Here is a 25,935-nt window from a genome sequence, read left to right on the forward strand (position 1 = left end):
AACGACGCTTCCCGGCGGCATCCACGCAACGACGACCGTCGCGAAGATCACTTGGTCCCACGATCCCGTGCCGGGATACGCCCCTTGTCGGGACACGTCGGAAAATAGGCTGCGCGCGCTCATGGCCCGCGACTTTCGGCGATCGCATCGGCAAGCCGTGCGGCAGTGACGGACGGTTCGCCAGCACGGCGGGCAGCGCGCTCGGCGGCGTCGCGAATGCGCTTGGCGACGGAAATGCGGACCAGCACCGGCTCGCGCTCGACCACGGCGTCGAGCGTCGCCTTTGCCTCGTCTTCCCAGGCCAGTTCGGTCTGGAGGCGGGTGGGCGTGGCTTCCGCCTTGTCGAGCTGGCTGGCGAGCGGAATGATGTGGAACAGCGCATCGAACAGCGCATTGCACACTTCCTGCACCAGATAGGTGGCACCGGCATAGCCCATGAACGGCGTGCCCGTGTGGCGACGGATCGCCGCGCCGGGGAAGGACGCGGGAATATAGATGCTCCGCGCGCCGGTATCCGCCATATACATGCGTTCGTTGATGCTGCCGAACAGGATGAGCGGTGGATTGGTGGCGATCGCATCGCGCACGGCGGCATTGTCCGGCTTCACGCCCGCGCTGCGGTTGAACGCGAAGGTGCAGGGCAGGCCCATGTCGTCTTCGAGGAACTTGCGGATGCCGCGGCTGTAGGTTTCGGTGGCGACGATGCCGAAGCTCGCGGTGCCGAAGAAATCCTGCGTGACCGAGCGCCACAGATCCCACAGCGGCTTGATCGTCGTATGCTTTTCGCGTTCGATGAACGGTTCAGGGTCCAGGCCAGTCAGCTCGCCGAGCTTGCGCAGGAACAAAGTCGTCGATTCAAGGCCGATGGGCGCTTGCAGATACGGGCGCTCCAGCGCCTCGCACAGGCCGCGGCCGAACTCGCGATACAGGCAGACGTTGACCTGCGCCTTCGCGAGATTCTTGACGTCGGACAGATGGCTGCCGAGCGGGAACACCATGCCGACCTGCGCGCCGATCCCTTCGATCAGGCGGCGGATTTCTGCGAGGTCGCTGGGCATGTTGAACGTGCCGTACATCGGTCCGATGATGTTGACCGTCGGCTTTTCGCCTTCCCGGAGAGGTCGCGGCGCAGGCGCTTTCTTCGGCCCGAACTGCGTCCACAGCCAGGTGAGCGCCCGGTCGCCCGACTGCCACTGGTCCTCGTCGATCGTGCGCGGCAGGAATCGCTGGATATTGGTGCCTTCGGGCGTAACGCCGCCGCCGATCATTTCGGCTATGGAACCGGTGACGACCACCGCCGGCAGATCGCGGTCGAGCGTTTCCCACGCCCGGCGCATCGCTCCTTCGGTGCCATCGCGCCCCAGCTCCTGCTCACCAAGGCCGGTGACGACGATCGGCAGCTCGTGCGGCGGCAGACCGTCGGTATAATGCAGGACGGACGTGACCGGCAGATTCTCGCAGCCGACCGGGCCGTCGATGATGACCTGCAACCCCTTGATCGCGGTAAAGGCGTAGACAGCACCCCAATAGCCGCCTGCCCGATCATGATCGAGAATGAGAGTCATACGCCGATCGCCTCCTCGGCCTTCGCAGCAGCAATGCGCTTGGCGGCGAACTTGGCCTTGAACTCGGGGCGATCCTTGGGCGTGTCTTCCCAAACGCCTGCGCTGTGCCCGGTGCCAACGCCATCGAAGAAGGCGGTCATCCGGTTGAAGCGGTCCTTGTTCGCGAGCGCCGCATTGACGACCATCGCGAGGCTCCCCGCCCCTGCCGGTCCCATCAGCGGGCGCGCGGAAATGAGGTTGGTGAAATAAAGCGCGGGGATTGCCCGTTGCTTGGCATGCTGCACCACCGGCGTCGTGCCGATTGCCAGATCAGGCCCGAAGGTCTCGACGGCCGCGATGTCCTGTTCCAGGCTGGCGCGATACTGGACCTTGACGCCCTTGGCCTCCAGCCATTCGCGATCAGCCTCCGACCAGACTGTGCGGGGGCAGGCGGTGCCGACATAGGGCACGTCCGCCCCGCTTTCGATCAGCAGGCGGGCAACCAGCAGTTCGGACCCTTCATAGCCCGAAACGGTGATGCGTCCCTTGATCGGTCGCGCCGCCAGCGCGCCTGCAATCGCGGGCAGAAACTTGTTCTTCGATGCGTCGATCCGCTCCTGCGCAATGCCGCAGGCCGCCCCGATCGCGTCGAGCCAGGCCGCCGTGCCGTCGCGTCCCACGGGCGCGGACCCGACGACGGTGCGTCCGGCCGCTTCGAACTCGCGCACGCTGGCGGCGTAGAAGGGGTGGATGGCACCGACCACCGCACAGTCGAGCGCGGCATAAAGCTCGCGCCATTCGCGCGTCGGCACGACCGGTCCGGCGGCCAGGCCCAGCGGCTCCAGCATCAGGCCGATGCCCGGCGGATCGGCGGGGAACATTTCGCCCAGCAGCGTGACGGTCGGGCGGTCGGACCGCTCCTTCGGCGCGGCCACCGGGCCTTGCGCCGCTTCCTTGCGCGCATAGCTCAGCATCGCACCGGCGAGCACATCCTTCGCCTCGGCATGTGTCGGGATGCCGAAACCGGGCACGTCTATCCCGATAATGCGTACGCCGTTGATCTGGTCAGGCAGCAATTGCAGCGGCACGCCCGACGCCGTCGGCACGCACAAATTGGTCACGACAATGGTGTCGTACAGCGCCGGATCGGCGAGATCATGGACCGCGTCGCGGATATCCTCGAACAGCTTGCCGGTAACGAGCGTTTCGGAATTGAACGGCACATAGCCGACCGTCCGCCGTGCGCCGTAGAAATGCGAGGTGAAGGTGAGGCCATAGACGCAACAGGCCGATCCCGACAGCACCGTCGCCGTGCGCCGCATCCGCAGGCCGACGCGCAGCGACCCGAAGGCCGGGCACATGGATTGCGGCTGATCATGCGGCCCCTTGGGATAATCGGCGGCGTAGCGATCGAGTATTTCGGTCTTGCCTGCCGCACTCGCAGCAGCATGAAGCGTGGCGGCGCTGGAGCAGCCACCCGCGTTCGCCAGGTCCAGCCGATCAGGGGTGCGTGTCGCGGGAGGCGAAAGCTCACTCATACAGTGTCGTACACGACTTCGAGCGACGCCTTGGGCGCATAGGCCGCGCCGCGCATGTCGGCCTGGGTGGCGGGCTTCAGCGTCACGTCGCCCCCTGTCTGGTCGGGGCTGAACAGGCCGAGCAGACCATCCTGGTCGAGCGGCGTGGGGCGGACCGGCGGGGCCTCCGCGACGTTGATCGCCAGATCCTCGAAGATCGAGGCCCATTCGCCACCGGGCACGCCGATGATCTGATAATTGGCGGACTTGCGCCGAATATCCTCGTTCGCGGGGATCGCGCAGAGCGTGGGGATACCGACCGCCTTGGCAAAGGCGGCCGCCTCGCCGGTGCCGTCATCCTTGTTGATAATCATGCCCGCCACGCCGACGTTGCCGCCCATCTTGCGGAAATATTCGACCGCCTTGCAGACATTGTTGGCGACATAGAGCGACTGGAGGTCGTTCGATCCCACCACGATCACCTTCTGGCACATATCCCGCGCGATCGGCAGGCCAAAGCCGCCGCACACCACGTCGCCCAGAAAATCGAGCAGGACGTAATCGAAGCCCCATTCATGGAAGCCGAGCTTTTCGAGCAGTTCGAACCCGTGGATGATCCCGCGTCCGCCACAGCCGCGCCCGACTTCCGGCCCGCCCAGCTCCATCGCGAACACGCCATCGCGCTGGAAACAGACGTCCTCGATCGTCACTTCCTCGCCCGCCAGCTTTTTGGCCGCGCTGGTTTCGATGATGGTGGGACAGCTCTTGCCGCCGAACAGCAGGCTGGTCGTGTCGGACTTGGGATCGCAACCGATCAGCAGCACGCGCTTGCCCTGCTGCGCCATCATATAACTGAGGTTCGACAGGGCGAAGGATTTGCCCGATCCGCCCTTGCCGTAGATCGCGATGATCTGCGTCTCCTTGGTCACAGGCCCCGCATGCACGGGGTCCGGCTCCTCATGGGCTTCATGGCGCAGGCTGTCATAATCGAGCATTGTCATTGATGTCTCCAGTCGAGCACCATCTTGAGGCAGTCCGGATCGCCAAATGCCGCGGGATAGGCGTCCTGCGCCTCCCCGGCATCGCGGACATGGCTGATGAGACCATCGAGTCGCAGCGCACCGCCCGCGATCAGCGCCGTGACGGTGGCAAGATCGTCCGGCGTGAACTCCGCCGAAATGCGGAAGCGTGCCTCCCGCATGAAAGCGGGCGGGAACGCGAATGTCAGCCGGTCGTAAAAGCCCGCCAGCACGACTTCGCCGCCCTTGGCGAGCCGTGCGACGGCCAGATCGAGAATGTCCGGCGCGCCGCTGGCGTCACAGATGTGGCGATAGTCACGGCGATCGTCGGTCGCCGGGTCGATGGCACTATAGCCGTCACCCTGCCGACGGCCGGGGTGCGTTTCCCACACGGTCGGCGCAGGTGCGCCCGAGGCGATGGCGATACGGGTGATGAGGCGACCTAGTATTCCGTGGCCGATCACCAGGTCCGGCGCGCTGCCACCGACGATCGCGTGACAGGCCGTGGCGGCCAGCGCCATCAATATGCCGTCGCGACCCAGCCTCTCGTCGAGCGGGATGGCGCGGGCTGCAGGAAGAATGACGTGGCGGGCGGTGCCGCCGAACAGGCCGCGTGCCGCCTGATAGCAATTGGCACCCGGCACGAAGACCCATTCGTCGATCCGGCTGCGCGCATCGCGCCCGGCGTCGATCACCCGGCCGACCGATTCGTAGCCCGGCACGAGCGGATAGCCCATGCCCGGAAAGCTCGGCATCCGGCCGGACCAGAGGAGCTTTTCAGTGCCGGTGCTGATACCGCTCCAGTCCACGGCAACCAGCACGTCGCCATCACCAAGAGCATTAAGCGCAAGGGTCCGAAGCCCGAGTAACTCGGGGGCATCCAGTATGACCGCGAGCGTGTCCATACGCCGGTCCCTTCCTTGCCAAGAGCACCGAAACAGGCACCCTCTCCTAAAGTGTCATCTTAACTTGACGCTTTTTAATGTCAACTTTGCTTGATGGTTTTGTTCATCTTTCAGCAAGCAGGATCGACGTGGTCAGCGGCATGGCGGTGCGGATGCGGCGGATGCGGCGGAAACCGACCGCTTTCGCCATCCCTGCGATCTCCTCGAAACTGCGTGGCCGACCTGATCCCATCGCCAGCAGATACAGGCCGAAATAGGCGTCGCCTGCCGGTTCGGCACCGCGCGTCCGGGCCATCGGTTCGGCAAGCAGAAGGCGCCCGGCGGGTGGCAGGGCGGCATGAATGCTGCGCAGCAAAAACATCGCCGGATCATCGTCATGATCGTGCAGCACCCGCACCAGCGTGATGAGATCATACCCCTGCGGCAGGGGATCGGCGAGAAAACTGCCGCCATGGATCGTTACGCGATCGCCACAACCCGCCGAGTCGCATGCTTGCCGCGCACGGACGCCGACGGCAGGCAGGTCGAACAGCGCCAGTTCCAGCGCGGGCGCGGCCGCAGCGACGGCGCAGAGAAATGCGCCCTGCCCGCCGCCCACATCGAGCATCCGCCGGTGACGGGAAAAGCGATAGGCATCAATGACCTGCTTGGCGATCAGCGGTTGCGAGGCCGCCATCAGCGCGGAATAGGGCGCAACCTGATCCCCGTCACCCTGGCCGACATCTTCCGCATAATGCCAGTATCGCGCCAGCGCGCCGCCGCCCCCGCCGCGCCGCAGCAGCGCCAGCGGATCGGCAAGATCGGCGTAGAGCAGGTGATGATGGGCCACCATGTCGGCGATGCCGCCATTGCCGCGCAGCGCCGCGCCATCGCTGCCGAGTGTCCAGCGCCCGTCGTCGAGACGCTCCGTCAACCGGAGCGCGGCGGCGGCGCGGAGCAGACGTTCGGCGCCCGCCTCAGGCAGATCGGTCGCCGCCGCGACCGCCCGACTCGTCATCGGTCCCTCTGCAAGCCGGTCGAGCAGGCGCGATCGGATGCAGGCATCCAGCACCTGCGAATAGGCAAATCCCGCCACCAGATCGAATATCCGCCGCGCCCGCATCCGCGCGACGGGTCGGGTCATCCACAGCCGCGCCGCCCAGTGCTGGAACCCCGGATCGCTCAGGATGCGGTTGCGCCAGCCGGTCCATCTCTCCTGCCAATTCATTTTGTCACCCTAACTGGATAGAATTATGTGTCCAGTTTATTGGACAACTGTTAGTGTCACGCCATGAACGAAAGCCAGGTCATCGTGATCGGTGCAGGAGTCGGCGGGCTGATATCGGCGGCGCTGCTGGCGGCGCGCGGCGTTCCGGTGCTGCTGCTGGAGGCGTCCGACGCGCCGGGCGGGAAGATGCGGCAAGTCACGGTTGACGGGGCGGCGATCGACGGCGGCCCGACGGTGTTCACGATGCGCCCGGTGTTCGATGCCATTTTCGCCGAATGCGGCGCGCGGCTCGACGACTATGTTACCTTGCGACCGGCCAGCATACTGGCCCGCCATGCCTGGGGCGACGACCGGCTGGACCTGTTCGCCGATCCGCAGGCCAGCGAGGATGCGATCGGTGCCTTCGCCGGGGCCGCCGAGGCGCTCGGCTATCGCGCTTTCCGCGCCGAGGCGCAGCGCATCTTCCAGACGCTGGATGCCCCGTTCCTGCGCCGGGGACAGACCAATCCCATTGGCCTGACCCTGCGCATGGGCGCGCGCGGCTTTGCCGACCTGTGCGCCATCCGCCCGTACGAGACTCTGTGGAAGGCGCTGGGCGAGCATTTCCGCGACCCCCGGCTGCGCCAGCTTTTCGGCCGCTATGCGACCTATTGCGGGTCGTCGCCTTTCCTTTGCCCGGCCACGCTGATGCTGATCGCGCATGTGGAGGCAAGCGGCGTCTGGCTGGTCGAGGGCGGCATGCACGGCTTTGCCCGCGCGCTCGAAACGCTCGCGCGCTGCCTTGGCGTGGACATACGCTATGGCGAAAAGGTCGTCGGGATCACGGTCGGGCAAGGACGGGCAAATGGCGTCACCCTTGCCAGCGGCGATCAGGTTCCGGCGCGCGCCATTGTCTGCAATGCCGATCCTGCCGCGCTGGCCGACGGCCTGTTCGGGCAGGCGGTGCGCCGTGCTGTCCCCGCCGTGCCGCGCGATCGGCGCTCGCTGGCCGCGATGGTGTGGACGGCACGCGCGGGCGCGACGGGCTTTCCATTGAGCCGCCACAATGTCTTTTTCTCGGACGATTATCCTGCCGAGTTCGCCGCCTTGTCCGCCGGCCACCTCGCCGACCGACCCAGCGTCTACGTCTGCGCGCAGGACCGGGACGACGGCGGCACGCTCACCTGCGGCGATATGGCAGAGCGCGTCCAGATCATCGTCAATGCGCCGCCGACCGGCGACACGCACCCCCTTACGCCTGCGGAGATCGACCGATGCACAGTACGGATGCTGGAATGCCTGGCGCGGGCCGGGCTTATGCTGGACCTCCCCCCGGCTTCGACGCAGCTTACCACGCCAACCGATTTCGCGGCGATGTATCCCTCGACGGGTGGAGCCCTTTATGGACCGGCCTCGCACGGGTGGGCGGCCTCCTTCCGCCGGCCGGGCGCGCGGACGCGGATCCCTGGGCTCTACTGCGCGGGCGGGAGCACCCATCCCGGCGCGGGCGTCCCGATGGCGGCACTCTCCGGCAGCCAGGCCGCCGCATGCCTGCTCAAGGACCAGCCTTTGACGTCCATGTCGCGCCGAACGGCTATGCCTGGTGGTACATCGACGCCTTCAGCGAGGACCGCCGCTTCGGCCTGACCGTCATCGCCTTCATCGGCAGCGTGTTTTCACCTTATTACAAGCTGAGCGGGCGCGGACGGCCGGACAATCATTGCGCGATCAACATCGCGCTCAACGGCCCCGGCAGCAACCGCTGGGCGATGACCGAACGGCCACAGCATCGCGTCGACAGGGGCAAGGACCATTTCGCGGTCGGGCCGAGCGCGCTGCGCTGGGACGGCGACACGCTGGTCATCGACGTGAACGAGATATCGGCCCCCCTACCCTGGCCGGTGCGGGGGCAAATCCGCGTCTCGCCCGAGATGATCGGCACGACGGCCTTCACGCTCGATCCGGCCGGGCGGCATCGCTGGCATCCAGTGGCACCGCGCGCGCGGGTGGAAGTCGAGATGACGCATCCGGGCATAAGCTGGAAGGGCGACGGCTATTTCGACAGCAATTTCGGCGATGAACCGCTGGAGGACGGCTTTGTCGACTGGCACTGGTCGCGCGCGCATCTGAAGCGGGACGTGGCGGTCCTGTACGAAGGCGTGCGCCGCTGCGGCACGCCGTTCGATCTGGCGCTGCGCTTCGACCGACAGGGACGTTGGCATGATGTCGTACCACCACCCGTCGCATCGCTGCCGCGCACCGGCTGGCTGGTGAAGCGCGCGACGCGGGCCGATGCGGGAACCGACCCGCGCGTCATCAGGACATGGATCGATGCGCCCTTCTACGCCCGGTCGGCGCTTGCAACCCGCATGTTCGGCGAGGATGTGCAGGCCGTCCACGAAAGCCTGTCGCTCAACCGGTTCCGCTCGCCGATCGTCCAGTCGATGCTGCCCTACCGGATGCCGCGGGCGGTGTGGTGAGGGTGGTCGTGGCGAGTCCCGGCGCGCGGGTTAAAGCGGCGGGTCAGCCGTCTCCGTTTTCTCCGCCGCCTTCTTGGCCTTGTCCTTTGCGATATCGCGGTTGACGGACCAGAGCTGCCAGCCGCCGAAGCCCAGCGCGAGCGCGAGCACGAAGACCATTTCCACAAGGCCGTAGTTATCGGGGTTCACGGCTTTTCTCCTCTCGCTGATCCAGTTGCATAGCATGATCGGCGATGATCGCCGCAATCCGCTCGGGCGCTTCCTCATGCGCCAGATGGCCCAGACCGGACAGGATCGTCATGTCGGCATTCGGCATGATCGCCGCTGCGGCCTGTGCATCTTTTGCCGGAATGGCGCTATCACCCTGCCCATGCGCCAGCAATACCGGCACTGTGATTCCCGGCAGTGCGGCTTGCAGGGAAGGCAGGTCCCAGTCCGCCATCATCGTGATCGCGGCGCTGCAGTGGCCCGGGGTAGCAAAGAGCGCCGCATAATGGCGCACCCCGGCCGCATCGATCCGCGATCCGGTGCTGCGCGCCAGAAACTTTGCGACATCGGCCGGGTCACGCGCCATCCGCGCAAAGATCGACGGCGCGAAGGGATTGACGAACAGCAGCTTCGCGAGCGTTGGAAAGAGGCGCGCGGCGATCCCCGGAAAAGGCATAAGCGCGGCGTTCAAGCCCACCACACAGTCCGGTTGGGCATGTCCGTCCGCCACCATGCGCAGTGCCACCGCCGCGCCTGCGGAATGGCCGACGATGCAGCGCGGCGACAGGTCCATCGCCGTCATCAGCCCACCGACTGCGCGGGCCATCGCAGTCATCGCCAGCCCGCCCGGCGGTCGCCCGCTGGTAAAGCCATGCCCCGGCATATCGGGCGCAATCACGGTGAAATGCGCCGCCAACAGCGGCATCAGTGTGCGCCAGCTATGCGTCGCCGCCCCCGTGCCGTGGAGCAGCAGCAATGGCGGGCCGTTCCCCATCAGTTGGACATGCCAGCGCAGTTGCCCCGCATCGACGAAGCGGCTGGCCGACCGGTTGGGCCAGTCGCGCCCCTCGACATCCCAGCGCGGATGATAGCTCATGGCTTTTGCACCGCGACCACCGCAGCGTGCATCGCGGCGGCGTCGCCTCGCGGCAGGGGCAGGTATCGCGCGCCCATCATCGCAGCAAGTTCCGCGCCTTCGCGCCGGGGCCGGGGGGAAATATCGACGAAAGCCGACGGTATCGCCGATGCCCCGATGATTCGCGCTGCCGTCTCGGCATCGGCTTGCGCCACCGCCTGTACCATAGCGCCGTCGCGCGCGACATTGGCCCGGCCATCGGTCAGCACCACGATGAACGGCGATCGGCCACGTGCCCTCGCCGCCTGCGCAACGTCATGCGCGGCGTGCAAACCGGCGGCCAGCGGCGTACCGCCGCCTCCCGGCAAGTCCCCCAGCGACCGCCGCGCGCGCGTCAGCGACCGGGTGGGCGGGAGCAGCACGTCCGCACCGGTGCCGCGAAAGGCGACCAGCGCCACCTGCGCGCGCTTCACATAGGCGTCGGCCAGCAGCCGCTCTACCGCGCCCTTGGCTTCCGCAAGCCGGGCGACAGCCGACGACCCGGATGCATCGACCGCAAAGATCGTGACCGCCTCTGCCCGTGTCTCGAAACGGCGGATACGTAGATCGTCGCGCCGCACCTGCACCCGCCCGATCTGGCCGCCGCGCAGCTTCTGCCAGGGCGCGGCAGCGCGCAGCGTGTCGATGAGGCTGAGGCGCAACCCATTGCCAGGCACGCCCGCCCGCGCCCCGACCGGCCGTCCGCGCGCGGCCGACTTACGCCGCTCGCCCGCGCCCCGCGCCCGGTTGACCGCACGCTGACGGCTGCGTCCGTCGGCAATCCGGGCCAGCACATCGGGCGGGAGATGGGCCATCACCGCTTCCAGGACGACATCTTCCATCGGCATCGGCGCGCTCTGGTCGTCGCCGTCGCTGTCGGGCGGCGCGTCGCCGGACGATGGCGGCGGATCGGGTGTCTCATCGGGCGCATCGGCCTGCGGCGGCGCCGGCAGGCGCGTCGCCCGCGGACCCAGCACCAGCCGCGCGGCGGCCATGACATCCGCCTCGCCGATCGTGCGCCGCCCGGCCAGCACGGCCGATGCACGCGCCGCCCGCAGCGCGAAGATCGGCGCGCGGGCCGATTCTATCCCCAGCATCCCGGCTGTAGCCACCAGCGCCGTCAGCACATCATCGCCCGGCGGCTCGATATCCTGCAAACGAAGCAGGGGCGGCGAAATTGGATCGCCGTCCAACCGATGCCGCCGGTCATTGCTGAGCGCGTCGAGCCGGATATGAAAGGCCAGCCGCTCCGCCAGCGTATCACTGACGCGCTCCTCGGCCTCCACGCCATCGTCGAACGCCACCAGCAACAGCCGCGCGGGCGCTTCCAGCATCACGCCGTCGCGCGCCGCGCGCACCGTGCCGCTGTCCAGCGTAGCTGCCAGATGTGCGACGATATGGTCGGGCAGACGCTCCGCCATCGGGATGACGACTCTGCCGCCGTCAGCCTCCGCGAGCAGCCCCCGGCGCATGACCACGCCGCCCCGCGCCAGCGTTGCCGTCAGGTCGATGCCACCGAGCAGACGGTCCTCGTCGATGTGGCCGGGCAGCCGCCGTTCGGGCGCATCGGCAGGCATGCAGGCGCGCAGCATGTCGAGCACAGGATCGCGCATGTCGCCGCCGCCGCGCAGGATCATGCCGCCCAGACCCGCCGGATCGACAGCGCACAGGCGCGCGGCAAGTAGGGCATCGGCAAAGGCGTCCGGGCCCGTTTCAGCTTCCGGAACCGCCGTGGCGGTCATGCGGGAATCAGTTCGGCCATTGCCCGGTCGATCCGCGCCGTCGATCCGGTTTCGTCCAGCACGTTGCGGCGCAGCCGGTGTCGCAAGGCGAGCGGCGCGACATGCCGCAGATGGCTCGGCGCAACCGTAGCGTCGCCATCCAGCGCCGCCAGCGCCCGGCTCGCCCGCATCAGAGTGAGTTCGCCACGCAGGCCATCGGCCCCGACCGCTATACACAGGCGCGAGGCAAGCGAGAGAATCTCGTCCGGCACTGTCACGGCAGGCAGCATGTCCTTGCCCCGGCCAATCTTCTTGAGCGTCTTGCGTTCCGCCTTGCGCCAGCTTTCGACGAAGCTTTCCGGGCCGCGTTCGAACGCGTCGCATCGTTTCAGTATCTCGATCCGCTGCGCCAGATCCTGCGGCGTTCGCACCTCGACCGAAAGGCCGAAACGGTCAAGCAGTTGCGGTCGCAGTTCGCCTTCTTCCGGATTGCCACTGCCTACCAGCACGAAACGGGCACCGTGGCGGACGCTCAACCCCTCGCGTTCGACAACATTCTCGCCCGACGCCGCCACGTCGAGCAACAGATCGACGATATGATCCTCCAGCAGGTTCACTTCGTCGATGTAGAGAAATCCGCGATGCGCCCGCGCCAGCAGTCCCGGCTCGAATGCCTTTTCACCGTGGCCGAGCGCCCGTTCCAGATCGAGCGCACCAACCACGCGATCCTCCGTCGCGCCAAGCGGCAGATCGACGAACGGCACCGGCATCACCGCCTTGCCCGGTCTGTGCGCCTCGGGCGCGGGGCAGGCATTCTCGCTGCCCGGCGGGCAGTTGTATCGACAGCCCGCGACAACCGGAATCGGGGGGAGCAGCCCGGCCAGCGCACGGACCGCCGTGGACTTTCCCGTGCCGCGATCGCCGAACACCATGACCCCGCCGATCCGCGCGTCGACCGCGGCGATCAGCAGCGCCAGCTTCATTTCATCCTGACCGACGATGGCGGAAAAGGGGAAGGACATTTTCATGCGCAACGTGTAACATGCACTGGACACTCCACAAGCCGGTCAGGACAGAAATTGTCAAACTCCCTTGTCGTTGCCATGGGCGTGGCCATCGTGCTGCTCGTTGGCGGCGGCCTCGCCACGCCGATCGGCACCTGGTATCGCGACTTGCGGAAACCGGGTCTGCAGCCGCCGAACTGGCTGTTCGGTCCGGCCTGGACGATCATATTGGGCCTTTCCGCATGGTCCGCCTCGATCGCATGGGAGAGTACCGCCGATGCCGCGACGCGGCGCGCCATCATCATCGTCTTTGCCGTGAACGCCGTGTGCCATGCTTTGTGGAGCCCGCTGTTCTTCAAGGCGCGTCGCCCCGACTGGGCACTGGTGGAAGTGGTGTTCCTGTGGGTGTCCATCGTCCTGCTGATGGTCGTGCTGGGGCCAATTTCCGCCAAGGCCGCGCTGCTCAACCTGCCCTATCTGCTCTGGGTCAGCTTCGCGAGCTGGCTCAACTGGCGGATCGTCGTGCTGAACGGTCCGTTCGGGGCGCAAAGAGCGTAGGTCACCGCGTCCGGTGAGGTGCTTATCCCCGCCGGTCCGCCGCGATGATCGCCGCAGCGCGCCAGCCGAGTGCCATCGCCGGCGCATTGGTGTTGCCCGAAATCAGGCCCGGCATCGCCGAACAATCCACGACGCGCAGGCCATCGACGCCGCGCACACGCAGATGCGGATCGAGCACCGCTGTCTCTTCCCCACCCATGCCGCAGGTGCCGACGCCATGCAGCCCGCTGGTCGAAAGCGCGCGGAACCGCTCCAGCAGCGCGGCGTCATCCTGCACATCCGCGCCGGGAATGATTGCCTCGCCCACATCCTGCGCCAGCGCAGGCTGCGCCACATAGGCACGCATCATGCGGATCGAAGCAATGGCGGCGACACGATCCTCCGGCGTCGCCAGCCAGTTGGGCGCGATGCGGGCCGGGGCGTCCGGTTCCGGCCCGGTAATCGCAATGCTCCCTTCGCTGGTCATCTGGAGCAGCGTGCCGGACACGGTCATGCCGGGTCGCGGATCGACCGCCCCCAGCGGCACGGGATGATTCTCGTCCCCCAGCGCGAACATGTAGCCGCTGAGATACAGTTGCAGGTCGGTCGGCGCGCCCTGCCCCTTCGTGCTGAGAAACGCGCCGATCTCAAACGGTCCCGTCGCCATCGGACCGCTGCGCGTCAGATAATAGCGCGCCGCCGCCGCGATGAGACCCGCCCCATGATAATGATGCTGGATACCGCTGGGCCGTTTCAGCCGGAACGGCATGGTGAAGGAGAGATGCTCGCGCATGTGGCGACCGACCGCCGGGCTGTGCGCCTGCACCGTCACGCCGGCCGCTAGCAGCAGCGCGCCGTCGCCGATGCCCGATCGCTGGAGCAGGCGCGGGCTTTCGAGCGTTCCGGCGCTCAGGATGATTTCGCCAGCACAATTGACGGAAATGTCCCCTCGCGTCGCGCTGCGCAGCGCAAGACCCACGGCGCGGCCATTGGACAGGCGGACATGGCGGGCGGTCGTGTCGGTCAGGACATGCAGATTGGCGCGGCGGCGCGCGGTGCGCAGGAAGGCGACCGACCCGCTCTGTCTTCGCCCCTTGCGGATGTTATGGCTGTAATAGCCGACGCGCCCGCCGCCACGGCTGTTGAGGTCATCGGTGCGGACAAGACCCATGCTTTCGCCCGCCGCAATCATGCGTTCGGCCAGCGGATAGCGATAGGTGTCCGCCGTGACATGCACCGGCCCGCCGCTGCCGCGCGTGTCGCTTGGTCCCATGGCGTGATCCTCGATCGCGCGGAAGGCCTCCAGCATCGCCGCGGCGTTCCATCCGGTTGCGCCTTTCGCTTCCCAGGCGTCATAGTCGTGCGCCTCGCCCCGGCTCCAGATCATGCCGTTGATCGCGGAGGAGCCGCCAAGGCCGCGCCCGCGTATCCACACTTCATGCGCGGCCTCGCCTTCCACGCGCGGTTGATCGACCTGATAGGCCCAGACATGCGCAGGCGAGGTGACGAGCTTCGCGATCCCCTTGGGCATCGTGATCCAAGGCGAGATGCCCGCCCCGCCCGCCTCGATCAGCAGCACCCGGATCGCCGGGTCCGCCGACAGCCGCTCGGCTAGGACGCAGCCGGAAGAGCCAGCGCCGACGATGATATAGTCATAGCTGTCGGCCAGTTCGCCCTGCATGTCCGCTCCTTGCATGATGCTGCGGAGGATCGGGCGGCGGGGCCGACGCGGCTACTGACGAATGTGTCAGGCGGGGGGATGATACAAGCAATCCCCGTTCGGGCTGAGCTTGTCGAAGCCCTCCCCTGAGCCGCAGGTGAAGGATGCCTCGCTTGCGCTCGGCAGAACCCTTCGACTTCGCTCAGGGCGAACGGATTTATGTATTAGACCGCTTCATGCCCCCGCTTGATCTTCTTCGCGAGGCTCCACTTGTGCACTTCGGTCGGGCCGTCATAGATGCGGAACGCGCGGATTTCCCGAAACACCTGTTCCACGATCGTATCCTGCGTCACGCCGGTGCCACCCATCACCTGCACGCAGCGGTCGGCGATGCGGAACAATGCCTCCGACACCGCGACTTTCGCCATGGAGCTTTCCGTCGTACCAAGATCGCCGCTGTCGAGCACGCCCGCGCACCAGTCGATGATGAGTTCGCATTGCTTCAGCTCGATCATGTTTTCGGCGAGCGGGAAGCCGACGCCCTCATGATCGATCAGCGGCTTGCCAAAGGCGTGACGGCGACAGGCGTATTCCGTCGCGATTTCCTGCGCGCGGGTGCAGGCGCCCAGCCAGCGCATGCAATGGGTGAGCCGCGCCGGGCTGAGCCGCACCTGCGCATAGTCGAAGCCCTTGTGCACTTCGCCCAGGATCTGATCGGCGGGTACGCGCAGATTGTCGATGGCGATGATGGCATGGCCACCGGGCATCGAACTGTCGATGGTGTCCAGCACCCGCTCGATACGAATGGCGGGATCGGGCAGATCGACGAGGAACATGGTCGCAGCCATTTTTTCGTCGCTGCCGCTGTTGGCCATCACGATGCCGACTTTCGCCCCGTCGGCACCGGTGATGAAAGCCTTGCGTCCGTTGATGACCCAGTGGTTGCCGTCCAGAACGGCGCGGGTCTTGAGCATCGAGGGGTCTGAGCCTGCGCCGCCATCCGCCGCCGGTTCGGTCATGAAAAAGGCGGAGCGCGCCTCGCCTGCGATCATGGGGGCGAGGAACCGCGCCTTCTGTTCCGCGCTGCCGACCTTGCCGATCAGATACATATTGCCTTCGTCCGGCGCGGCGGTGTTGAGCGCCAGCGGCCCCAGCGGCGAAAGGCCCGACTTGCGCAGCACGAGCGCCACTTCGCTGTGGTGCAGATGGCTGCCATCGGGAAGGATATGCGGCGTCATCAGCCCGGCTGCGCGCGCCTTCGCCTTCATTTCCAGCGCAAGTTCCTCGGTCGGCCCATGCGCCGTGCGGCGTCCGTCCTTTTCATAGGGAATGATGACGGTACGGACGAAATCCTCGACACGGGCGGCGATGTCGATGGCGCGGGCGCTGTAGGCCATGCGATCGGTTCCTTCAGGTAAAGGTGATGGTGCGAACGGGATCGGTCCCGTCGAACCGCGCGGCGCATTTCGCCACATAGTCGTAGAAGCCGGTGAGCGAGGCGACGGGCTGATAGAGTTCGACCATATGGCCGGTCTGCGCCACCGTATCCATCATGGCGAAAGCGAAGCCGTCGTTCATTTCGGCATAGAGCGCCGTTTCATGCCCCGCCGCATTGTAACGCGCGATCTCCGCCGCCAGATCATCGACGAACAGCGCGACATGATGCATTCCCTGCCGACCGCTCCTTTCGGGATAGAGGTCGTGCATCGCCGAGGGACCGGGATTGTTCTGCTGCACGAACTCGATCATCAGCGGACCCCACTGGCCATAAGCCGAGCTGTGGTCGAACGGGCGCGCGACGCCGCGATGCAGGCTGGTGCGCAACGGAATATGCTCCGCCACGAAATAGGGGCCCGAGCCATAGTGCCGGTGATGCACCAGCGCGGCGGCGCGCACGTCCGGCACGAAATAGGCGATCTGACGGATGGGATGGTCTGCGATCATGTCACAGTCCTGCCGTGGCGCGCGCTATGGCGGCAAGTTCCGGCAGCACCTGCACCAGATTGGCGGCCTCGGGCGAGGCGGCCGTACCGCGCGCCAGCCGCCCCTTGATGCCATGAATGATCGCGGCGAAGCGGAACATGTTGAAAGCCAGGTAGAAATTGAGGTTGTCGATGCCGGTCCGGCCGGTCCGCGCGCAGTAAGCGGCGACATATTCGTCCTGCGACGGGATGCCAAGGGCCGCGAGGTCCGCGCCCTTGAACCCGCCAATGATGTGCGGCGGCAGATGGTACATCATCAGATGATAGGTAAAATCGCCGAGCGGATGGCCCAGCGTAGACAGTTCCCAGTCCAGCACCGCCAGAATGCGCGGTTCCGTGGGGTGCCAAATCATGTTGTCGGCACGAAAATCCCCATGCACCACGGTGCTCGCATCGCCCGGCGGGATATGGGCCGGCAGCCAGGCGGCCAGCGCGTCCATATCGTCCAGCCGCCCCGCCGCGTTGTCGTCTGCATATTGGCCGGACCAGCGGGCAATCTGCCGCGCGAAATAATTGCCGGGTCGGCCATAATCGCCAAGGCCAATGGCATCCGGGTCAAAGCCGTGCAGATTGGCTATGGCCGCGTTCATCGCATCGAAATGCGCGGCGCGAGCCACAGGATCGAGACCGGGCAGGGTCGAATCCCAGAATATGCGCCCTTCCACCATATCCATGATGTAAAAGGCTGTGCCGATCACGTCGGCGTCCTCGCACAGGCCATAGGCTTTCGCGACGGGAAAGCCGACGGCCCCCAGCGCGTCGATCACGCGATATTCCCGCTCGACCGCATGCGCGCCTTTCAGCAACTGACCGGGCGGTTTGCGGCGCAGGACATAGGATTGCGTCGGCGTAACGAGGCGATAGGTCGGGTTCGACTGCCCGCCGTTGAACTGTTCGACGGACAGCGGCCCGGCAAAGCCCGCAACATGCGCAGCCATCCATTCGGCAAGCCGCTCGACATCGAAACCGTGCCCGGCGCGGATCGCACCCGACCCCGCAAAACGCGCCTGCCGATCATCCGTGGTCGTCGGGTTTGCTGTCGTCATGATGTGCCTGGTCATCCTCCGCAATCAGCGTAACCTGCCTTGCGTCGCTTTGCGATCCCGCAATTGTGCTGTCCCCTGTGCAAACTGACAGGTAGCGGTAACGCGGCAGTGGGAGAGGATGCGTCATGACCATATTGACACCCGCTTCACCCCTTCCCCCCTTTCCCGACCGGCTTGCGGGACGCATCGCCCTGGTGACCGGCGGCGCATCGGGCCTTGGCGCGGCGATCGCCACGCGTCTGGCAGGCGAAGGCGCGGTGGTCTGGGTGGCGGACATCGATTGGCCCGGCGCGCAGGCGCATGCAGCGACGCTGCCAAACGGCCGCGCGATCGCGCTGGACGTGACGGCGAAAGCGGCGTGGCGGGCCGCCATTGCAGCGGTGGAGGAAGCGAACGGGCGGCTCGACGTTCTCGTCAACAATGCCGGGATCACAACCATGGGCAATATCGAGACGCTGGATGTCGATGCGTTCCGCCATGAGCTGGAAATCGACGTGATCGGGGTTTTTCTCGGCTGCCAGAGCGCCTTGCCGCTGATGAAGGCGACCGGCGGGTCGATCATCAACATGGCGTCCGCTTCGGGGCTGAAAGCCGATCCGGGGCTGGTCGGCTATAACGCCGCAAAAGCCGCCGTGACGCTGATGACCAAATCCATCGCTCTCCATTGCGCGCGGGAACGCTACGCCATCCGCGTCAACAGCGTGCATCCCGGCGCCATCCATACGCCGATCATCGACAAGGTGCTGGCGCAGGTGCCCGATCCGCAGGCGACGCTCGCCGGGTTCCTTTCCGTCCATCCGATCGGACATCTTGGGCATCCCGACGACATCGCCGCGATCGTGGCCTATCTCGCGTCGGACGAAAGCCGCTTTGCGACGGGCGCGGCCTTCAGCATCGATGGCGGCATGACGGCGCTGTGATGTGGCGTCGGGAACACAGTTGGCAGAGCGTTGCCGCGAACCTGTGCAAAGTCTTAGTGTCCCGTCGCGCAAGACTGCCGCATGAAGACAGGCGATCGGGGGCAGAGCCGTAAGGGCATCATAAGTGTCCGCCCCCAATATGGGGAGAATATCTGTGGCAAAATCCTTCATCACCCGCCCGGTAACGCTTGCACTGGGTGCCGCTGCGCTCTGGGTACATCCCGCATTGGCGCAGGACGAAACCGCGCCGCAGGCCAGCGGCACGGACAGCAACGCGATTATCGTGACCGCCCGGCGCCGTGACGAGACCCTGCAAACCACGCCCGTTGCCATCACCGCCATCAACGCCGGGATGATCGAGAACAAGGCATCGGTAAACATCGGCGATCTTCAGGGCGCCGCGCCCAACCTGCTCATCACGCAGCAGAACTCCGGCGCGCAGGCCGCCAATCTGTCGATCCGCGGGCTGACCTATGCCGACATCGAAAAGTCGCAGGAGCCGACCGTCGGCGTCGTCATCGACGGCGTGTTCATCGGCACCAACACCGGCCAGTTGCTCGACTTTTTCGATATCGAGCAGATCGAAGTGCTGCGCGGTCCGCAGGGCACGCTGTTCGGCCGCAACACGATCGGCGGGGTCATCAACATCCGCCGGACGCGCCCCACCAAGGAGTTTGGCGGCAAGCTTGAGGGTACCTACAGCAAGTTTAATAGCTGGGCGACCCGCGCGGTCGTCAACGTCGGCGACGGCGAAAGCCTTGGGCTGAAAGGCTGGTATTTCCATAATCAGTCCGACGGCTTTTATCGCAATGCCATCACCGGCAAGCGCGATGGCGGGTCGAACAATGAAAACTTCGGCGCATCGCTGTTGTTCGAGCCAACGGGAAGCGGCTTCGACGCGTTGCTGACCGTCGAAAAGCTGAGCCAGAAGTTCGACGTCGTGAACTCGAACATCGCCCGCACCGGCGAAGTATTCTGCAATTTCGAGCCAGCCAACCAGTGCAACCGCAACACGACGGACGATCTATACACCACCTTCAACAGCCCGGCGTCGAGCAGCTACAGCGCGCCTGCGGTCACGCTCGAAATGAACTATGATGCTGGTCCGGTCAAAATCACGTCCATCACCGGCTGGCGCAAATCCGACGAAACCCAGACGCAGGATTTCGATGCGTCCTCGGTCGATCTCTATTATGTGTACCGCGAACAGAATTATCGCCAGTGGAGCCAGGAACTGCGCTTTTCCGGCGACCTGTTCGAAGGGTTCGACTATGTCGTCGGCGGCTTCTACTTCAACTCGAAATATGATCTGACGCAGTGGACTCGCCTGTTCGGGTTCAATGACGCCCTGGATCCGCGCGTCGCCGACACCAATCCGCAGATGGTAATGGGCAAGACAGAATCCTACGCGCTGTTCGGCGACTTCAACTGGGCGTTCGCCGACCGCTGGCGCCTGTCGTTCGGGGGCCGCTTCACGCGCGACCAGAAAGAGCTGAGCAACCGGTTCGCGACCACCGGCCTCGTGGGCCAGGGCGACGGCACCTTCAAGAAGTTCACACCCAAGGTCGGGGTCGATTTCCGCCCGGACAACAATACGATGCTCTATGCGAGCTGGTCGCGCGGCTATCGTTCCGGCGGGTTCAGCCCGCGCGCGGCGACGGCAGCGACGGCGGGTACACCCTATGATCCCGAAACGGTCGACAGCTATGAAATCGGCGCGAAGCTGGATCTGCTCGATCGCAAGCTGCAATTCAACATCGCGGCTTTCGCATCGAAGTATAAGGATCTTCAGCAGAACACGACCATCCCCGGCGGCCCGACCGGCAACCAGACGATTACCTCGAACGTCGGTTCGGCCAACATCAAGGGGATCGAAGCGGACATCACCGCGCGCCCCATGGACGGCCTGAAACTGAGCGCGACCGTCGGCATTCTGGATTCGAAGTTCAAGGGCTTTGTGGTCGGCAATATCTCGCCGGTCGATGGCACGACGATCGTGCCGTTCGATTATTCCCGCAACAACCTGATCTACGCGCCGAAGTTCAGCGGTTCGGTCAGCGCCGAATATATTGCGCCGACCAGCTTCGGGGAAATGATCGCCAATGTCGGGCTGCGCCATATCGGCGCATATGATCAGCAGATTTCGCTCGGGACCCTCTCGGGCAATCTGACGACCGGACCGGTGATCGTGAACGGCAACGACCCGCGGGTACGGACCAAGGCGCAGAACCTGATGGATGCCAGCCTGACCGCCAATTTCACCCTGGGCGAGAAGGAAGCCTATCTGACGCTGTTCACGCGCAACCTGCTCGACCAGCGCCGCACCAGCGCCGCCTTTACCGTGGCGGGCCTGTGGTCCTTCGCTTCGGCGATCGAACCGCGCACTTATGGCGCGACGGTCGGTATCCGCTTCTGACGGGAAGGTGGCGCCCTGCAAGGTGCCACCCCACTGTTTCCATTGCTCCGGGGGGCGCTGCGGGGTTCGGTCTCAAGCCGGACCCCGTTGTGTATTCCCGCTCGCACAAAAAAACCTCCCCTAAAAAGGGGAGGATCAGCAGAGCATCGGAAAGACCGTCCGTTAGAGCGTTCCGTCGATATATTTCATCAGCGTGTTCTGGAATTGGCGGATCTGCATTTCTTGATAATTGGCGAGTTGCACCTGACCGTTGAGCGACGCCTTCAGCCCCTGCTGCACATAGGGGATATTCTCCATATCCTGTTCGAATACGTCGCCCAAAATCCCCAACTCCGGCGCGTCGGTCCATTTCTGCGCGTCGGTCAGCAATTTCATCGGCGGGGCCTTGGGATGCGGCTGGCCAGGCGGTACGCGTGTTATGATGCGCACTTCCATCAGGCAGTGGTCGACATCGGGCCAAGGGCGCCAGCGATAGACAATGTTCGGCTGAAACCCGGCCCATGGGCTGTAATTGGGAAAGACGTTGTAGAGCAGCGCATCCATCATTTCCGCATCGGACGCGAAGCTGACGTCATGGCCGAACATCTTGCTGGTGGTGTCGCGCAGACTGGCCCCCAGCGCCGCGCGCGCCGTCATGCCGGCGGGCACCTTCACGTTGTAGCCACCTTCCTCCTGCACCCCATCGGGATCATAATTGTCTGACGACCGGCCGTTATATTTGACGAACTCGTCGACGATCCACTGTTCTTCCTTACCCTCGGCATCGATATGCGGCGACATGGTGCCGAACGGCGTGACGGTCAGGTTCACATGATCGCCGTAGATATTGTACATCGAATTGGCGTCGCCGGTGAACGGCAGCAACTGCGGATGAGTGATGACGGTGTGCCAGCTTTCCATGAAGGCTTCCATCACGACCTTCCAGTTGGCGGGGATGACTTTGCCCACCCAGATGGCGGTCGCGCATTCCTCATGCCGCCAGCGTTTGAAATGCTCCGGCATCGGGGCGAGAAACTCTTCGAGGCTCGGCCCGTCCGCGGCCTCCCGCACGAAGATATAGCCGCCCCAGCGCCCGACCGAGATTTCGGGCAGATGCATCGCGTCGTCCTTCAAATGCGCGAAATCCCAGCGGCACGGTATCTGCTTGAGCGACCCGTCGTTGTTCCAGGTAAAGCCATGAAAAGGGCATTGCAGCTCTGACGTCCAGCCATCCTGCGTCTTGAGCTTTCGCCCGCGATGCAGGCAGACATTGGCGAAGGCGCGGATGGCCCCATCCACCTGCCGCATCAGGATGAAGGATTTTCCGGCATTTTCATAAACGATATAGTCGCCCGGCTCCGGCAATTCCTCTTCGCGCGCCGCCATCTGCCATACGCGCGGCCACATGCGTTCGTTCTCCAGCGCGAAAAAGGCCGGATCGGTGTAGCGCGACGCCGGAATCGGATCGGAGCCCAGATTTTCATATTCATCTTCATAAAGGAACGCGGGCACCGGATTGGTATCCGCCAGCGCCAGATCGCGTACTGATGTGCCGGGGCAGCGCGGCAGCGGTGTTCCCTTGATCTTCGAATCGCGTTCGGCCATCTGCTCCGTCTCCTGATCTGTCGTCGCGCCAGCATAACCCATCGGCACGGTGACGCGACCTGTGGATTGCGTCAGGCGGCCCGGCGCAGACGACGGATACGTGCCGAAGGCATGGCGCGGGCTATTGCGCGGTAAGCCCGCCATCGACGACAAATTCGCCACCAGTGATATATTTTGCATCGTCGGACGCCAGAAACGCGATCATCGCGCCAATATCGTCCGGATCCCCCAGGCGGCCCATGGGAATAGCATTCTCGATCACCTTGAACTGTTCGGGATTGTCGGCCAGCGCGACATCCTGCATCTCCGTCCAGATCGAACCGGGGTGGACGCTGTTCACGCGAATCTGCTCACGCGCGGCTTCCATGGCGATCGTCTTCGTCATCAGCCGCACGCCCCCCTTGCTGGCGGCATAGGCAGCGCAACCGGGCACCCCGATCAGGCCGACCACCGACGACAGGTTGATGATCGACCCGCCACCGCCTTGCGCGCGCATCTGGTCCAGTGCCGCCTTGCAGCCCAGATAGACGCTGTTGAGATTGACGTTGATCTGGTGATCCCAGGCGGTCTTGGTCATGTCCGCCATCATCTTGAGCACCGCGATGCCGGCATTGTTGACAAGGACGTCCAGTCTGCCGAGCGTATCGACGACTGCCGCCATCACTGCTGTCCACGCCGCTTCGTCGGTGACGTCATGCGCCATCGCATGAGCAACATGCCCCGCCGCTGTCAGTTCCGCGGCGCGCTCGGCAACCCGTGCGCCGTCAATGTCGGTCAGGAACAGCCGTGCCCCCTGCTCCGCCATCTTGCGCGCGGCTGAAAAGCCCAGACCCTTGGGCGATGCAGCGCCCGTAATCAGCGCGGTTTTGCCGCTGAGGTCGATCATCATCCCTGCATCCTTCCGCATTGCTCTATTATGGCGCATGATCCCCGGACGCCCCCGCACAACAACTAGTGCTAGTAAGAGGAATGCGCCGTGCCCGCTGCGGCTTATGATATAACGCATGAGGAAAGCCAACGCGCGATGAGTGCTGTCAACCGTCGCATCACGCTGGCGCGCAGACCGGTCGGCCTGCCGGTGCGGCAGGATTTCGCTTTCGAGGAACGCCCCCTGGAGCCACTGGAGCCAGGCCAGATGCGTGTGCGCAACCGGGTGCTGGCGATGGACCCGGCGATCCGCGGATTTCTGGATGACCGGCCGAGTTATCTGCCGCCCGTCGCCTTGGGCGAGACCATACGCGGCATGACATTGGGCGAAGTGGTGGAAAGCCGCCTGTCCGGCTTTGCGCCTGGCGATGTGGTGCGCGCCCTGGCGGGGTGGGAGGCATACAGCCTGCTGACTGCCGACGCGCTAGGCCTCGAAAAGCTGGACATCGCCGATCGCAGCCAGATGTCGCTGTACATGGGAACGCTAGGCCCGTCCGGCCTTACCGCCTACGTCGGGCTGTTCGCCATCGGCCAGATCAAGCCGGGCGACGTGGTGGCGATCAGCGCAGCGGCGGGCGCGGTCGGCAATGTGGCGGGGCAGATCGCGCGGCTTTGCGGGTGTCGTACCATTGCTATCGCCGGCGGGGCAGACAAGGGTGCGCTCTGCCGCGATCTGGGATTCGATGCGGTGGTCGATTATCGTGCGCCGGGCGATCTGAGCGCAAAGATCACGGCAGCGGCGCCCGATGGCGTGGACGTTTATTTCGACAATGTAGGCGGTGAGGTCCTTGACGCGATGCTGCCGCATATGCGCGATTTCGGCCGGATCATCGTGTGTGGCATGATCGCCAACTACAACAATGCCGATGACCAATATCCCATCCGCAACCTGTGGCAATTGCTGGTCAAGCGCGCGACGATGCGCGGCTTTCTGACCTATGACCATCCAGAGTATCTGGACGAGGCGCAAAGGCGTATCAGCGCGTGGGTGAAGGCAGGCGCGTTGCGTCCGCTGGAAAATGTCAGCCAAGGGCTGCCTGCCGCGCCGGACGCCTTCATCCGGCTGATGGCGGGCAAGACGACCGGCAAGACGGTCGTCTGCCTTGATCCTGCGGACTGAAGGGGAGCGGAAGCAGCATATGGGCTATAACGACACGATCGGCCGCGAAGCCGAAAAGATGCTGGAATATGTCAAGACCGGCACGACCGATTGCGCCGACGGCACCATGGAAGTGCCCGCTGCCGCCTACACCGACCCCGCCATTTTCGAACGGGAAATGGCCGAAATCTTCATGAAACTGCCGCTTCTTGCCGCGCTGACCGCCGAAATGCCCAATCCCGGCGATTACAAGGCTATGGACCTGATGGGCAAGCCGGTGCTCATCACCCGCAAGACCGACGGCAGCGTGGCCGCGATGCTGAACGTCTGCACCCATCGCGGCATGATTTTGAAGCCTGAAGGCCATGGCAATGCCAAGCGGCTGTCCTGCCCCTATCATGGCTGGACCTTCGTAAACGACGGCAAGCTTCTGGGTGTTGCCGATCCGCAAAAGTTCGGTGCCATCTGCAAGGAGGATCGCAATCTGACGCGCCTGCCCTGTGTCGAAGCAGGCGGCATCATCTGGGTGTGCCTCACGCCGGGGATGGAAATCGACATCGCGGCGCATCTGGGCGGGATGCTCGACGACCTCAATGCCTATGGGTTGGACCAGTGGCATTATTGCGGATCACGCCGCATCCATGGCGCCAACTGGAAGATCGCCTATGACGGTTATCTGGAAGGCTATCATTTCGCCGCCGCGCATCCCGAAACCATCCATCCGCGCACTTTTAGCAACATCATGCATTTCACCGCGCTCGGCCCGCACATGCGCGTCGGCTATCCGCAGGTACGCATCGAGGAGGCGCTGGAGGCGTTGCCGCGCGAAAGCTGGGGCAATCACGAAAACGACGGGTTCGATTTCGTGCGGACGATCTTTCCCAATGTCAGCATTTTCTTCGCGCCGGAAATCACGCAGGTCGCACAACTGATTCCCGGCCCCACCGCCGACCGGAACACCACCAACCTGCTGTTCATTCGCCGCGATCCGCCAAAGGACGCGGCCGATGCCGAAGCGATCGAAGGGATGATGGACTGGCTGAGCGACGTCGTGGACCGGGAAGACTATGGCGTTGGCCTGCAAGTGCAGCGCGGCATGGAATCCGGCGCAGTTCCGACGGTGATCTTCGGCCGCAATGAGCGCGGAAACCAGTATTTCCACCGGACCATCGACTATTATCTGAGCGACGACCCGAACAAGGTGATGCCGGAATTGTAAACTATTGTTCTCCTGCGAAAGCAGGAGAACAGCAGATCAGGCGGCGAGCAATGCCGGACCGCGCCCG

Annotated in this window: 22 protein-coding genes; 7 read left to right on the forward strand and 15 right to left on the reverse strand. The window is 64.9% G+C overall.

Translation table 11 applies throughout. The features are described from left to right. Nucleotides 1-119: 119 nt before the first annotated feature. From bchZ to ENE74_RS12885, 5 genes are all read right to left on the reverse strand, one after another. A complete protein-coding gene (gene bchZ, locus ENE74_RS12865; protein ID WP_127691327.1) occupies nucleotides 120-1,565 on the reverse strand; it encodes a chlorophyllide a reductase subunit Z in 1,446 nt (481 codons plus the stop codon). Continuing rightward, on the reverse strand, nucleotides 1,562-3,082 hold the full coding sequence (bchY, locus tag ENE74_RS12870; RefSeq protein WP_127691328.1) for a chlorophyllide a reductase subunit Y: 1,521 nt from the start codon (nucleotides 3,080-3,082) through the stop codon (nucleotides 1,562-1,564). Before bchY ends, bchZ begins: the two co-directional genes overlap by 4 nt. Beyond that, nucleotides 3,079-4,062: a chlorophyllide a reductase iron protein subunit X gene (locus ENE74_RS12875; RefSeq protein WP_127691329.1), complete on the reverse strand. Its 984-nt coding sequence runs from the start codon at nucleotides 4,060-4,062 to the stop codon at nucleotides 3,079-3,081. The genes bchY and ENE74_RS12875 overlap by 4 nt, the downstream gene beginning before the upstream one ends. Next, the gene (bchC, locus tag ENE74_RS12880) at nucleotides 4,059-4,985 is read right to left on the reverse strand and encodes a chlorophyll synthesis pathway protein BchC (protein ID WP_127691330.1); all 927 of its coding nucleotides are present in this window, start codon (nucleotides 4,983-4,985) and stop codon (nucleotides 4,059-4,061) included. The genes ENE74_RS12875 and bchC overlap by 4 nt, the downstream gene beginning before the upstream one ends. Before the next feature lie 103 nt (nucleotides 4,986-5,088). Beyond that, on the reverse strand, nucleotides 5,089-6,192 hold the full coding sequence (locus ENE74_RS12885; RefSeq protein WP_127691331.1) for a methyltransferase: 1,104 nt from the start codon (nucleotides 6,190-6,192) through the stop codon (nucleotides 5,089-5,091). Nucleotides 6,193-6,255: 63 nt separating this feature from the next. Here ENE74_RS12885 and crtD point away from each other — a divergent pair, with 63 nt between their 5' ends. Together crtD and ENE74_RS12895 are read left to right on the forward strand one after the other, a co-directional pair. Continuing rightward, nucleotides 6,256-7,818 carry a 1-hydroxycarotenoid 3,4-desaturase CrtD gene (crtD, locus tag ENE74_RS12890; protein ID WP_127691332.1) on the forward strand — a complete coding sequence of 521 codons (1,563 nt, stop codon included), beginning with the start codon at nucleotides 6,256-6,258 and terminating at the stop codon, nucleotides 7,816-7,818. Then, entirely contained in the window at nucleotides 7,719-8,651 is a 933-nt protein-coding gene (locus ENE74_RS12895) for a hydratase (RefSeq protein WP_338142989.1), read from the forward strand. The genes crtD and ENE74_RS12895 overlap by 100 nt, the downstream gene beginning before the upstream one ends. Before the next feature lie 30 nt (nucleotides 8,652-8,681). Here the strand turns inward: ENE74_RS12895 and ENE74_RS18270 are convergent, their stop codons facing one another. Genes ENE74_RS18270 through bchI form a run of 4 tightly spaced genes read right to left on the reverse strand, consistent with a single transcriptional unit; the run spans nucleotide 8,682 to nucleotide 12,502 of the window. Then, nucleotides 8,682-8,840, reverse strand: coding sequence for a hypothetical protein (locus tag ENE74_RS18270; RefSeq protein ID WP_164847469.1), 159 nt, complete (start codon nucleotides 8,838-8,840; stop codon nucleotides 8,682-8,684). Then, on the reverse strand, nucleotides 8,827-9,735 hold the full coding sequence (gene bchO / locus ENE74_RS12900) for an alpha/beta fold hydrolase BchO (protein WP_127691333.1): 909 nt from the start codon (nucleotides 9,733-9,735) through the stop codon (nucleotides 8,827-8,829). Before bchO ends, ENE74_RS18270 begins: the two co-directional genes overlap by 14 nt. Then, nucleotides 9,732-11,495: a magnesium chelatase subunit D gene (locus ENE74_RS12905; protein WP_127691334.1), complete on the reverse strand. Its 1,764-nt coding sequence runs from the start codon at nucleotides 11,493-11,495 to the stop codon at nucleotides 9,732-9,734. Before ENE74_RS12905 ends, bchO begins: the two co-directional genes overlap by 4 nt. After that, nucleotides 11,492-12,502, reverse strand: coding sequence for a magnesium chelatase ATPase subunit I (bchI, locus tag ENE74_RS12910; protein ID WP_127691335.1), 1,011 nt, complete (start codon nucleotides 12,500-12,502; stop codon nucleotides 11,492-11,494). Before bchI ends, ENE74_RS12905 begins: the two co-directional genes overlap by 4 nt. Nucleotides 12,503-12,577: 75 nt before the next feature. Between bchI and ENE74_RS12915 the strand changes: the two genes are divergently transcribed. Then, nucleotides 12,578-13,036, forward strand: coding sequence for a TspO/MBR family protein (locus ENE74_RS12915; RefSeq protein WP_127691446.1), 459 nt, complete (start codon nucleotides 12,578-12,580; stop codon nucleotides 13,034-13,036). 22 nt (nucleotides 13,037-13,058) lie between these two features. Here ENE74_RS12915 and ENE74_RS12920 read toward each other — a convergent pair whose 3' ends face one another. The 4 genes from ENE74_RS12920 to ENE74_RS12935 form a co-directional block, all read right to left on the reverse strand. After that, the gene (locus ENE74_RS12920; protein ID WP_127691336.1) at nucleotides 13,059-14,696 is read right to left on the reverse strand and encodes a GMC family oxidoreductase; all 1,638 of its coding nucleotides are present in this window, start codon (nucleotides 14,694-14,696) and stop codon (nucleotides 13,059-13,061) included. Nucleotides 14,697-14,899: 203 nt separating this feature from the next. Further along, nucleotides 14,900-16,072, reverse strand: coding sequence for an acyl-CoA dehydrogenase family protein (locus ENE74_RS12925; RefSeq protein WP_127691337.1), 1,173 nt, complete (start codon nucleotides 16,070-16,072; stop codon nucleotides 14,900-14,902). 13 nt (nucleotides 16,073-16,085) lie between these two features. Beyond that, nucleotides 16,086-16,619 (reverse strand): VOC family protein, encoded by a 534-nt coding sequence (locus ENE74_RS12930; protein WP_241241984.1) that lies wholly within the window; start codon nucleotides 16,617-16,619, stop codon nucleotides 16,086-16,088. Between the two features lies 1 nt (nucleotide 16,620). Then, nucleotides 16,621-17,703, reverse strand: coding sequence for a phosphotransferase (locus ENE74_RS12935; RefSeq protein ID WP_127691338.1), 1,083 nt, complete (start codon nucleotides 17,701-17,703; stop codon nucleotides 16,621-16,623). A 125-nt stretch (nucleotides 17,704-17,828) separates the two neighbouring features. Here ENE74_RS12935 and ENE74_RS12940 point away from each other — a divergent pair, with 125 nt between their 5' ends. Together ENE74_RS12940 and ENE74_RS12945 are read left to right on the forward strand one after the other, a co-directional pair. Continuing rightward, nucleotides 17,829-18,623, forward strand: coding sequence for a glucose 1-dehydrogenase (locus ENE74_RS12940; protein ID WP_127691339.1), 795 nt, complete (start codon nucleotides 17,829-17,831; stop codon nucleotides 18,621-18,623). Nucleotides 18,624-18,777: 154 nt separating this feature from the next. Beyond that, nucleotides 18,778-21,039, forward strand: coding sequence for a TonB-dependent receptor (locus ENE74_RS12945; protein WP_338142990.1), 2,262 nt, complete (start codon nucleotides 18,778-18,780; stop codon nucleotides 21,037-21,039). A 162-nt stretch (nucleotides 21,040-21,201) separates the two neighbouring features. On the opposite strand, the gene ENE74_RS12950 is transcribed toward ENE74_RS12945, so the two are convergent. Both ENE74_RS12950 and ENE74_RS12955 read right to left on the reverse strand, forming a co-directional pair. Then, nucleotides 21,202-22,623, reverse strand: a complete 1,422-nt coding sequence (locus ENE74_RS12950; protein ID WP_127691341.1) for an aromatic ring-hydroxylating oxygenase subunit alpha — start codon at nucleotides 22,621-22,623, stop codon at nucleotides 21,202-21,204. Between the two features lie 121 nt (nucleotides 22,624-22,744). After that, complete coding sequence (locus tag ENE74_RS12955; protein WP_338142991.1) at nucleotides 22,745-23,512, reverse strand: SDR family NAD(P)-dependent oxidoreductase; 768 nt, start codon at nucleotides 23,510-23,512, stop codon at nucleotides 22,745-22,747. Nucleotides 23,513-23,647: 135 nt separating this feature from the next. On the opposite strand from ENE74_RS12955, the gene ENE74_RS12960 reads away from it, so the two are divergent. Together ENE74_RS12960 and ENE74_RS12965 are read left to right on the forward strand one after the other, a co-directional pair. Then, nucleotides 23,648-24,670 carry an NADP-dependent oxidoreductase gene (locus ENE74_RS12960; protein WP_127691342.1) on the forward strand — a complete coding sequence of 341 codons (1,023 nt, stop codon included), beginning with the start codon at nucleotides 23,648-23,650 and terminating at the stop codon, nucleotides 24,668-24,670. Continuing rightward, the gene (locus tag ENE74_RS12965) at nucleotides 24,654-25,868 is read left to right on the forward strand and encodes an aromatic ring-hydroxylating oxygenase subunit alpha (protein WP_338142992.1); all 1,215 of its coding nucleotides are present in this window, start codon (nucleotides 24,654-24,656) and stop codon (nucleotides 25,866-25,868) included. Before ENE74_RS12960 ends, ENE74_RS12965 begins: the two co-directional genes overlap by 17 nt. Nucleotides 25,869-25,935: the final 67 nt, after the last annotated feature.

It is taken from the genome of Sphingobium algorifonticola (assembly GCF_004005485.1).
Lineage (GTDB): Bacteria > Pseudomonadota > Alphaproteobacteria > Sphingomonadales > Sphingomonadaceae > Sphingobium > Sphingobium algorifonticola.

Coding starts and splice junctions, on each gene's coding strand:
- bchZ (WP_127691327.1), bottom strand. CDS start 1,565: ATGACTCTCATTCTCGATCATGATCGGGCAGGCGGCTATTGGGGTGCT.
- bchY (WP_127691328.1), bottom strand. CDS start 3,082: ATGAGTGAGCTTTCGCCTCCCGCGACACGCACCCCTGATCGGCTGGAC.
- ENE74_RS12875 (WP_127691329.1), bottom strand. CDS start 4,062: ATGACAATGCTCGATTATGACAGCCTGCGCCATGAAGCCCATGAGGAG.
- bchC (WP_127691330.1), bottom strand. CDS start 4,985: ATGGACACGCTCGCGGTCATACTGGATGCCCCCGAGTTACTCGGGCTT.
- ENE74_RS12885 (WP_127691331.1), bottom strand. CDS start 6,192: ATGAATTGGCAGGAGAGATGGACCGGCTGGCGCAACCGCATCCTGAGC.
- crtD (WP_127691332.1), top strand. CDS start 6,256: ATGAACGAAAGCCAGGTCATCGTGATCGGTGCAGGAGTCGGCGGGCTG.
- ENE74_RS12895 (WP_338142989.1), top strand. CDS start 7,719: ATGCCTGCTCAAGGACCAGCCTTTGACGTCCATGTCGCGCCGAACGGC.
- bchO (WP_127691333.1), bottom strand. CDS start 9,735: ATGAGCTATCATCCGCGCTGGGATGTCGAGGGGCGCGACTGGCCCAAC.
- ENE74_RS12905 (WP_127691334.1), bottom strand. CDS start 11,495: ATGACCGCCACGGCGGTTCCGGAAGCTGAAACGGGCCCGGACGCCTTT.
- bchI (WP_127691335.1), bottom strand. CDS start 12,502: ATGAAAATGTCCTTCCCCTTTTCCGCCATCGTCGGTCAGGATGAAATG.
- ENE74_RS12915 (WP_127691446.1), top strand. CDS start 12,578: ATGGGCGTGGCCATCGTGCTGCTCGTTGGCGGCGGCCTCGCCACGCCG.
- ENE74_RS12920 (WP_127691336.1), bottom strand. CDS start 14,696: ATGCAGGGCGAACTGGCCGACAGCTATGACTATATCATCGTCGGCGCT.
- ENE74_RS12925 (WP_127691337.1), bottom strand. CDS start 16,072: ATGGCCTACAGCGCCCGCGCCATCGACATCGCCGCCCGTGTCGAGGAT.
- ENE74_RS12930 (WP_241241984.1), bottom strand. CDS start 16,619: ATGATCGCAGACCATCCCATCCGTCAGATCGCCTATTTCGTGCCGGAC.
- ENE74_RS12935 (WP_127691338.1), bottom strand. CDS start 17,703: ATGACGACAGCAAACCCGACGACCACGGATGATCGGCAGGCGCGTTTT.
- ENE74_RS12940 (WP_127691339.1), top strand. CDS start 17,829: ATGACCATATTGACACCCGCTTCACCCCTTCCCCCCTTTCCCGACCGG.
- ENE74_RS12950 (WP_127691341.1), bottom strand. CDS start 22,623: ATGGCCGAACGCGATTCGAAGATCAAGGGAACACCGCTGCCGCGCTGC.
- ENE74_RS12955 (WP_338142991.1), bottom strand. CDS start 23,512: ATGATGATCGACCTCAGCGGCAAAACCGCGCTGATTACGGGCGCTGCA.
- ENE74_RS12960 (WP_127691342.1), top strand. CDS start 23,648: ATGAGTGCTGTCAACCGTCGCATCACGCTGGCGCGCAGACCGGTCGGC.